Source organism: Pseudomonas sp. GW456-L12 (assembly GCF_059424045.1).
The window spans coordinates 18,198-27,252 of record NZ_JBWKZA010000049.1; the positions used below are offsets into that span (position 1 = coordinate 18,198).

Sequence of the window (9,055 nt, forward strand, 5' to 3'; positions counted from 1 at the left end):
GCAGCGTAGAACAGCGCGGCGGGCGGTGGCGGTTTTAGCACGGGCCGGGTCGCGGGGGCGGGTTGTATTGCGCCCCGATGCTCTTATATGTTGCAAGCCCGACCCGTTCGACTCCTTGCAGAGAAGCCCTCGATGAACCTCGCCACCCTGTTGCTGTTTCTCCCGGCCTGCTTCGCCCTGAACATGGCGCCCGGGCCGAAACCGAAAAAAAGACCGCGCCCCTGGGGCTGGCCGCGCTGGCCCGGCAGGAGTTCCTGGTGGCCATCGGCAACCCCAAGGCGATCCTGATCTTCACCGCCTTCCTGCCGCAATTCGTCGACCCCGCGGCCCCGGTCCCCGGCCAGTTCCTGGTGCTCGGCGCCTTGTTCCTGCTGCTGGAATGGATAGCCATCAGCGCCTACGCCTGCATGGGCCTGCACATGCGCCGCTGGTTCGCCGAGCCGCGCGGCAAGAAGATCTTCAACCGCTGCTGCGCGGCGTTGTTGTCGGCGGCGGCTTCGGTGTTGCTGTTGGCGCGGCGGGCTTGAGTTGTCCGTAGATGTGCGTGCTCTTGCCGGGGGCCGTTGACGTCGCCTTCCAGCGTGATGGTTGGCACTTTGAACGATATGCAGATCGCTTCGCAGCACCTGCCCTAAGGGGCGAATGCCACCCATGGCTTTACGGCGCTGGCTGCAATGGCCAGTGGGAAAGCGCTTTGGGGCGGGACGAGCGCTGGTATTCAATGGCGCCGCACAGGCAGTTGCCCTGGAAGGTGTCAGTCATTCAAGGGCGCACCTTGAAGCGCAAGGGCGCTCATATAAACGGCCGGTGTTGGGGAGGTAGAAGGGCTGGTTTCGGCCGTGGATTCAATCGGCCGATGCAGCGGATTGGCTATAAGCGGGTACTCAAGCTACGGGCCTGGCGTTGTGCTCGCTGCGGTTCAGTCTTCCGGCAGGTTATTGAATATTTTTTCCAGGGTTCCGTTCAGTTTGGTGATCTGGGCCTCGGTCAGGCCTTTGAAACTGGTGCGGAAGATATCGCTGGTGCAGTGCTGGACTTCTTCGATGGTATGGCGGCCGATATCGGTGAGGGAGACCTGAGTCACGCGCCCATCGCTGGCGCTAGTGTTGGTCTCCACCAGGCCATCGGCTTTCATGCGATAGACAATTTTGGTGATGGTCGAGAGCTTTGCGATGGCATGGATGGAGATTTCCGAAATGCTTGATTCGCCATTTTCCTTGAGGATGAACAGAATCCGCCAGCGCGGGATATCCATATCGATTTTTTTCAGCGCTTTCTCCATGGCCATGGAGTAGCGGCCATGCAGGCGAGCCAGCCAGTAGAAGGGAAAATCTTCCTTCTTGAAGTCTTCACTGGCGGGGTTGTATCGGCTCAGGCGCTTTTTCGGGGTGGTCATAAAGGTTGGCGTAGTCTTTCTGGTGAGCTGGGTTGATAGCGGGCGCCATTGTCGCGCCGCACGCAGCAAAAAACCAGCAGACAGGTCACAGCGTGCCTTGGGCAAGGCCTTCAGGTCGGACGCTCGTGTGTGAGGTTTTGACGAAAGTGTCGGCCACCCTTGATCGGCTAAAACAGGGTGGGTAGGAGTGCGAAGGCCGGGGTACGGTTGAGCATGCAGAGCCGCGCCTGGGGCTGTTCGGCGCTGCTGCGAATCGCAGGTGCGAGCCCGCTGATTGGCTCGATCGATTCCGTCAGGCGGCTGGCCGCCTGACGGACCCTTGAACCAGCCACTGAGCGCTCTCGCGATTACCAGCGCGGGCCGAGTTCGGCGCACATTTTGCGAACCATGGCGTCGAAGAATTTCACCGCGAAACCGCTGTCCCGAATGAGCATGGCTGTGAGTTCGGCGCACTTGCGGCTGATCGCCTCCGGCAGCGGATTGTCTTCACCGCCCAAGGCGCCGGCCTGGCACTGGATTTCGGCGGCGCGCTGCACCGTCCACAACAGGAAGAACGCCTTGGCGATACTGCTTTCGCCGACGGCAATGCCGTGGTTGCGCAGCACCAGAATGTGCTTGTCGCCGAGGCTGTCGATCATTCGGGTTTTTTCGTCATCAAACAGCGTGATGCCTTCGAAGGTGTGGTAGCCGATCCGACCGTAGAGTTGCGCCCCATAAAAGTCGTTATGAGCAAAACCGGCCTTTTTCATGACAATCGCCGAAATCGGCGTGGTGTGCGTGTGGATCAGGCACTGAATATCTGCGCGCGCACCGTGCACTGCGCTGTGCAGGGCGAAGCCGGCAGGGTTGCCGTCATAGGGCGAGTCTTCGAGCTTCTTGCCGTGCAGGTCGACCTTGAGCAGGTTGGCCGGCGTCACTTCGGTGTAATTCAGGCCGAACGGGTTGACCAGATAGTGGTGCGCCGGGCCGGGCAGGCGTGCGGAAATATGGTTGAAGATGGTCTCGGTCCAGCCAAAGAAATCCACCAGGTGGTAGCAATGCGCAAGTTGCACGCGCAGTGCCCATTCTTCGTCGCTGCACGTCTGGGGTGTTGCCGATGGGGTCTGGTCCATGTCGATGTCCTGGTTGTAGTGAGTCAGTGACGGGCCTGTTCGCCGCGAAAGCGTGCCAGGGCAATGAGGTGGCGAGTGATGGGCATCGGGATCGCCATGCCATCGGCCAGCTCCAGCACCGCATCGCCGATGGCGGCCAGCTCCAGAGGGCGGCCTTTCTCATAGTCCTGCAGCATTGAGGTGCGCACGGCGCCCATGCCGGCGCCGAGTTCGAGAAAGGTCCTTGGATCGATGCTCACGCGCGCGCCATAAGCGGCGGCCGTCAGCAGGGCTTCGTGCAGACAACTGCTGACCAGGTCGCGGAGCTCCGGCAGGCTGTAAAGCTGCTCGAGGGTGGCGCCGGTAATCACCGAGAGCGGGTTGGAGGTGAGGTTGGCGATGATCTTGGTCCACAGGTTGTCGCGGATGCGGTCGGTGGCTCGCGCTTCTATTCCGACACTTTCAATCAGTGCGCGCACACGCTCCAGGCGCGGGCTGAGACGGTTGTCGGGTTCGCCGAAAATCATCAGGTGCGGGGTGCGCGATTCGGCCACGGCGCTGGCCGGGCAGTGTGCGGTGATGAACACTACGCAGCCGATCACGTGACGCAGATCCAAGGTCCGGCTGAGAATCGACTGCGGATCGACCGCGTTCACCTGTTGCCCCGCGTAGCGTCCACCCTCGCCGTGGAAGTACCACCACGGCACGCCGTTGACCACCGGGATCACCACCGTCTCGGCAGTCATCATCGGTTGCAACTGCGGCAGCAGGGTGGCCAGGGCTTGTGCCTTGGCGCAGAGAAAAATCAGGTCTTGCTCGCCGAGGCTGGCGGCGTCGTCGCTGGCGTCGACCCGTACATGGTGGTGGCCGTCCAGGTCGTTCAGGTGGATGCCGTCACGGCGGATGGCGCTCAGGGTTTCTCCTCTGGCCAGTACCTTGACCATGTGGCCGCTAGCAGCCAGACGTGCTGCCAGGGTGCAGCCGATAGCACCGGCACCGGCGATGCCGATGCGTAGGGGGATAGCGTTCATCGCGACTCCAGATGTTCAAAGGCCGGATAAGACCGTGCTCGACGCGCCCGGCGCCCTTCGGTCGCCGGGGCAGGGCAGCCGTCAGTTGGCGAGCATTTCCTGGTGCTTGCTGGCCAGGCCCAGATAGGCTTCGATCACGCGCGGATCGTCGGCCAGTTGCTGCGCCGGGCCCTGTATGGCGATCTGGCCGGTTTCCAGCACATAGGCGTAATCGGCCACCCGCAGGGCGGCGCGCGCGTTCTGCTCCACCAGCAGAATCGATACCCCTTGCTCGCGCAGGGCGGTAATGATCCGGAAAATCTCCCGGGTAATCAGCGGCGCCAGGCCCAGGCTCGGTTCGTCGAGCATCAGGAGCTTGGGCTTGGCCATCAGTGCCCGACCCACGGCGAGCATTTGTCGTTCACCGCCAGATAATGTCGCTGCCAGTTGTTCACGGCGCTCCCAGAGACGCGGGAACAGCTCATAGATTTCGGCCAGCGTCTCGCTGTAGCGCCGGTCGCCCCGGCGATGGCGCTGGAAGGCGCCGAGCAGCAAGTTGTCGGCCACGCTCATGCTGGTGAACAGCTCGCGTTTTTCCGGCACCAGTCCCAGGCCCCGTGAGACCATCACTTCCACTTCCGGCAAGGCTTCCAGGCTGCCATCGAAATGAACCTGCCCCCGGGAGCCAAGCACGCCCATGATTGCCGAAAGCAGGGTGGTCTTGCCGGCGCCATTGGGGCCAATCACCGTCACGATCTGGCCCTTGCCCACCGTCAGGCTGGCGTCGCTCAGCGCTTCGACTTTGCCATAGGCCACGCTCAGGTCCTTGATCTCCAGCACGGCGTCGTCGACCTGGTTGCGCGGTGTGAGGTGCGGTTCCACTTGCATGTTCATCATTCGGCTCCTCCCAGATAGGCTTCCAGTACCGCGGGATCCTTCTGCACGTCTTCAGGCAATCCCTGGGCGATCCGCTGGCCGAACTCCATGACCACCACGCGGTCGACCAGGCCCATGACGAAGTCCATGTCGTGCTCGACCAGCAGGATCGCCATGCCTTCGCTGCGCAGGCGGCTGAGCAGGACGCCCAGGGCTTCCTTTTCTTTCAGACGCAGGCCGGCCGCGGGTTCGTCGAGCAGCAGCAGGTACGGGGCGGCGCACAAGGCGCGGGCAACTTCCAGAATCCGTTGTTGGCCCAGGGCCAGGCTCCCGGCCTCTTCATACAGGTAGTCGCCGAGGCCCACGCGCTCCAGTTGATGCCTGGCTTCGCCGAGCAACCGGGCTTCCTCGCGACGATCCAGGTGCAGGGCCGCCGACAGCACGCCTTGCTTGCCACGCAAATGCGCGCCAATGGCGACGTTCTCCAGCACGCTCATGTTGCCCAGCAGTTTCACGTGCTGGAAGGTGCGGCTCATGCCCATGCGTGCCACTTGCCGGGCATTCAGGCCATTGATCTTCTGGCCCATGAACAGCACATCGCCGCTGCTCGGTGTGTCGACACCGGATAGTTGGTTGAACAGGGTGCTTTTGCCGGCGCCGTTGGGGCCGATCAGCGCGAGGATTTCGCCGGAGCGGATTTCCAGGCTCATGTCGTTGTTGGCCACCAGCCCGCCGAAGCGTTTGGTCACATGCCGCGCTTCAAGGACTCGTTCGCCATGTTCAGGCCGTCGCCGATGTGCCAGCGGCACAGCCGGGGCGTCGGTGCTGTGGACCTGGCGGCGTACCTTGGCGCGGGCCGGTATCAGGCGCGCCAGCAATGGCCAGAGACCGGCGGGCGCACGCTGCATGAGGACCACGATCAGAATGCCGAACACGATGATTTCGTAGTTGCCGGTATGCCCCAGCAGAGCCGGCAACCAGTCCTGCAACCACTGCTTGAGCAGGGTCAGGATGCCCGCGCCGAGCAGGGCGCCCCAGACGCTGCCGACACCGCCGATCAAGGCCATGAACAGGTAGTCGATGCCCATGTTCAAACCGAATGGCGTCGGATTGACGAAGCGTTGGGTGTGGGCATAGAGCCAGCCGGAAATCGCCGCGAACACCGCGGAAATGATGAAGATCACCATCTTCGAACGGAAGGTGTCGACGCCCATCGATTCGGCCATTGCCTGGCCACCCTTGAGGGCGCGGATGGCGCGGCCTTCGCGAGAGTCGAGGAGGTTCTGGGTGATGACGATCGCCAGCAACAGCAGGGCCCAGATCAGGTAGAAAATGTTCTCGCCCTTGTCCAGCTTCAGGCCGAACAACGAGATCGACGGCAGGCCACCGACGCCGGTATGGCCGCCCAGAGATTCCAGGGTGCCGAACAGGTAGTACAGCGAAAGCCCCCAGGCAATCGTCCCTAGCGGCAGGTAATGCCCGGACAGCTTGAGCGTCAGCGCGCCGAGAATCAGCGCGACCGAAGCGGTGAGCACCACGCCCACCAGCAGCGTCAGCCAGGGTGACGTTCCGGCCCAGGCCAGCCAGGCCGGCAATTGTTCGGCGGTGGTCAGGTAGGCCGAGGTGTAGGCACCGAGCCCGACGAACGCGGCCTGGCCGAAACTGGTCATGCCGCCGACGCCTGTGAGCAGCACCAGCCCCAGCACCACCATGGCGTACATGCCGATGTAGTTGAGCAGGGTGACGTAGTAGGGGGGCAACAGCAGCGGCGCAATGCCCACCGCCAGCAACAAGGCAAGTAACAGGTAGCGCGAATTCATTCTTCTTCCTCCACATGACGACGGGTGAATGAACGCCAAAGCAGGAACGGAATAATCAGCGTGAACACGATGATTTCTTTATAGGTGCTGGCCCAGAACATGGAGAAGGCTTCGATCAGGCCCACCGCCAGGGCGCCGAGTGCGGCGACCGGATAGCTGACCAGCCCGCCAATGATCGCCCCGACGAAACCTTTGAGGCTGATGACGAAACCGGAGTCGAAGTACAGTGTGGTGATCGGCGCGATCAGGATCCCCGAAAGCGTGCCGATCAGCGCGGCGAGCAGGAAGGTTGACTTGCCCGCGAGCGTCGGGGAAATCCCCATCAGCCGGGCACCCATGCGGTTGATCGCGGTGGCACGCAAGGCCTTGCCATAAAGCGTGCGCTCGAAGAACAGGTACAAACCGACGATCAGCCCCAGGGACACGGTCAGGACCCAGAGGGTCTGGCTATTGAAGGTCACCGGACCGAGTTCCAGCCCGGCTTCGGAGAAGGGCCTGGTGCGGGCGCCTTCGGGGCCGTACAGCAATAGCGCCATACCGGTCATGCTGACGTGCACGGCGATCGACACAATCAGCAGGACCAGCGAACTGGCCGAGGCGATCGGTTGGAACACCAGGCGGTAGATTTGCGGCCCCAATGGTACCACCAGCGCCAGCGTCAGCAGCGCCTGGACCGCCATCGGCAACTCGGCCAATGGCAAGGTGTTGATCAGCACCGCCAGCAGCCCCGCGTAGCCGAGCTTGAAGAGAATGCGTACGGCAAGCCGAAGGCTCGCACGTGCCGCCCCCCACAGGTCGAGCGCGCAATCGATCAGTGTCAGGCCGAGTAGCAGCCAGACCAGGGCCGTCGGGTGGCCGTTCTGCAACGTGGCCATGGTCAAGGCGCCGTAGGTCACGAATTCACCCAGGGGGATCAACAGGATCCGGGTCACGGTGAACACCAGAAGGATCGACAGGGCCAACAGCGCATAGATCGCGCCGTTGGTCATGCCGTCCTGGCCCAGCAGCATGGCTATCTGGAAATTCATAATGAGAGCTCTTGTCTACAGATTGAATATCAGGCCCGCGTGCAGGTGCGGATCGCCTCGTCGGCAATCGAGCGGGGCGTGCGGCGGGCCGTGCAACCAGGCTTCGATCAATGGTCTTGCAGCAGCATCCAGGTGCCGTTCTTGACCACGATCAATTCGCGGCCGCGTTCGTCAAAGCCGCTGTGGTCTTGCGGTGTCATGTTGTAAACACCCTGGGTGCCGGCCAGTTCGTGGCTTTGCTCGAGTGCATCGCGCAGGGCCGCGCGAAACTCGGGAGTTCCGGGTGTGCCTTTCTTGGCTGCAATCGGGATTGCCTGCTGTAGCAGCAAGCCGGCGTCGAAGGTGTTCCCGCCGAAGGTCGCCGGTTTGCTGCCATTGAGCTTTTCGTAGGCCGTGGTGTAGTCGCTGGCGATTTTCTTCGAGGGGTGGCTGTCCGGGATTTCATCGATTACGAGCATCAGGCTGGCAGCCAGAATGGTGCCTTCGACCTTTTTTCCGCCCAGCTTGAGGAAGTCCGGCAGTGCCGCGCCGTGGGTCTGGTAGATCTGCCCGCGATAGCCCTGATCGAACAGTGTGGTCTGCGGCATCACCGCCGAGCTGCCGGGCGCGGCGACCAGTACCGCGTCGGGACGGCTGGCGAGTATTTTCAGGCTCTGCCCGGTGACGGACGTGTCCTGGCGCTGGAAGCGCTCGTTGGCCACGACCTTGATGTTGTGCTGCGCCGCCAGGCCGCTCACAACCTTGGCCCAGTTCTCGCCATAAGGGTCACCGGTGCCGATGAAGCCGAGTGTCTTCACGCCCTTCTTGGCCATGTGTTCGAACAGCGCCTTGGCGATCAGGTCATCGTTCTGCGTGGTCTTGAATACCCATTTCTTCTGCTCGGTCATCGGCAGCACCACCGCGGCGGTGCCAACCGGGGCCAGCAGCGGCACGCCAGCTTCGGCGACGAACTGGATCACACCCATGGCATTGGGCGAGCCGCTCGGGCCGATTATAGCGTCGACATTTTCTTCGTCGATCAACTTCTTCAGCGCCTTCACCGTAGCGCTCGGGTCGCTCGCATCATCCAGAGAAATGTACTTCACCGCCTGATCGCCAGCCTGGGCCGGCAGCAGGGGGATAGTGTTTTTCTGGGGTAGCCCGACCAGTGCGATCGGCCCGGTGGAGGAGGTAATGACCCCGACTTTCACATCTGCCTGGGCGGCAGCGCAGACAGCACTCAACAACAACGTGGACACGGCTTTTCTGAAAAGCATGACTTTCTCCGAAGAGTTGCAACGCGGCAAAAGGCTAATGGTCAGCCGCCCCGACCACGACGTGGTGCGAGTACGGCCCAAGGTACGGCCCTGTTTTTTTTGGGCGAACTGCTGCGACACCCCTGGGGCGTTACCGAGCCATTGAGGTGGCGCTCGACCATGAGCTATCGATCGAAGGCGATGAGGGCAAAAGCAGGTTGCATGCCAGAAATTTTTTGGTGCAGGGCGCAAACCCGTCATGGCGATACCCGGAGCGGGCAGTGTCGAGGCGATCCTGCCAAGGCCTTCCGGCGGTCTGTCACAGGGGCATCTGGAAGGCGGATAAAACCGGCACCACACCATGCTGGGCAAGGCTTTGATCTGGATCAATAAAGGCCTTGATCGACCCCGAAAACCAAGAATTTGAACACTGAAAAATCAGTGTTTTTTTATGTTTTTTAAGTGGTTTTTTTCACGGTTTTATTTTTTTGTTTTTGGGTTTTCTGACGGAGGAGTCAACTCGATATTTTTCAAATGTTTTGTTGTTAATCGTTATTGATATGTAATTAACTTATTGATTTATAAGGATAAATATTATG

7 protein-coding genes and 1 pseudogene are annotated in these 9,055 nt (G+C 61.5%); 1 reads left to right on the forward strand and 7 read right to left on the reverse strand.

The window, feature by feature from the left end; translation table 11 throughout:
• Positions 1–206: 206 nt before the first annotated feature.
• A pseudogene (locus AC07Y9_RS30935) lies at positions 207–527 on the forward strand (LysE family translocator); the annotation flags it as partial.
• 392 nt (positions 528–919) lie between these two features.
• On the opposite strand, the gene AC07Y9_RS30940 reads toward AC07Y9_RS30935, so the two are convergent.
• The 7 genes from AC07Y9_RS30940 to AC07Y9_RS30970 form a co-directional block, all read right to left on the reverse strand.
• Positions 920–1,396 (reverse strand): MarR family winged helix-turn-helix transcriptional regulator, encoded by a 477-nt coding sequence (locus tag AC07Y9_RS30940; RefSeq protein ID WP_007931992.1) that lies wholly within the window; start codon positions 1,394–1,396, stop codon positions 920–922.
• Between the two features lie 347 nt (positions 1,397–1,743).
• Entirely contained in the window at positions 1,744–2,508 is a 765-nt protein-coding gene (locus AC07Y9_RS30945) for a class II aldolase/adducin family protein (RefSeq protein ID WP_053260822.1), read from the reverse strand.
• Positions 2,509–2,531: 23 nt separating this feature from the next.
• Positions 2,532–3,518 carry a ketopantoate reductase family protein gene (locus AC07Y9_RS30950; RefSeq protein ID WP_007931987.1) on the reverse strand — a complete coding sequence of 329 codons (987 nt, stop codon included), beginning with the start codon at positions 3,516–3,518 and terminating at the stop codon, positions 2,532–2,534.
• An 81-nt stretch (positions 3,519–3,599) separates the two neighbouring features.
• Positions 3,600–4,394: an ABC transporter ATP-binding protein gene (locus tag AC07Y9_RS30955; protein WP_172963059.1), complete on the reverse strand. Its 795-nt coding sequence runs from the start codon at positions 4,392–4,394 to the stop codon at positions 3,600–3,602.
• Complete coding sequence (locus AC07Y9_RS30960) at positions 4,391–6,193, reverse strand: branched-chain amino acid ABC transporter ATP-binding protein/permease (protein WP_007931983.1); 1,803 nt, start codon at positions 6,191–6,193, stop codon at positions 4,391–4,393. The genes AC07Y9_RS30955 and AC07Y9_RS30960 overlap by 4 nt, the downstream gene beginning before the upstream one ends.
• Positions 6,190–7,221 carry a branched-chain amino acid ABC transporter permease gene (locus AC07Y9_RS30965; RefSeq protein WP_007931981.1) on the reverse strand — a complete coding sequence of 344 codons (1,032 nt, stop codon included), beginning with the start codon at positions 7,219–7,221 and terminating at the stop codon, positions 6,190–6,192. Before AC07Y9_RS30965 ends, AC07Y9_RS30960 begins: the two co-directional genes overlap by 4 nt.
• 107 nt (positions 7,222–7,328) lie before the next feature.
• The gene (locus AC07Y9_RS30970) at positions 7,329–8,477 is read right to left on the reverse strand and encodes an ABC transporter substrate-binding protein (RefSeq protein WP_102681529.1); all 1,149 of its coding nucleotides are present in this window, start codon (positions 8,475–8,477) and stop codon (positions 7,329–7,331) included.
• Positions 8,478–9,055 lie beyond the last annotated feature (578 nt).

Coding starts and splice junctions, on each gene's coding strand:
- AC07Y9_RS30960 (WP_007931983.1), bottom strand. CDS start 6,193: ATGAATTCGCGCTACCTGTTACTTGCCTTGTTGCTGGCGGTGGGCATT.
- AC07Y9_RS30965 (WP_007931981.1), bottom strand. CDS start 7,221: ATGAATTTCCAGATAGCCATGCTGCTGGGCCAGGACGGCATGACCAAC.
- AC07Y9_RS30945 (WP_053260822.1), bottom strand. CDS start 2,508: ATGGACCAGACCCCATCGGCAACACCCCAGACGTGCAGCGACGAAGAA.
- AC07Y9_RS30940 (WP_007931992.1), bottom strand. CDS start 1,396: ATGACCACCCCGAAAAAGCGCCTGAGCCGATACAACCCCGCCAGTGAA.
- AC07Y9_RS30955 (WP_172963059.1), bottom strand. CDS start 4,394: ATGATGAACATGCAAGTGGAACCGCACCTCACACCGCGCAACCAGGTC.
- AC07Y9_RS30970 (WP_102681529.1), bottom strand. CDS start 8,477: ATGCTTTTCAGAAAAGCCGTGTCCACGTTGTTGTTGAGTGCTGTCTGC.
- AC07Y9_RS30950 (WP_007931987.1), bottom strand. CDS start 3,518: ATGAACGCTATCCCCCTACGCATCGGCATCGCCGGTGCCGGTGCTATC.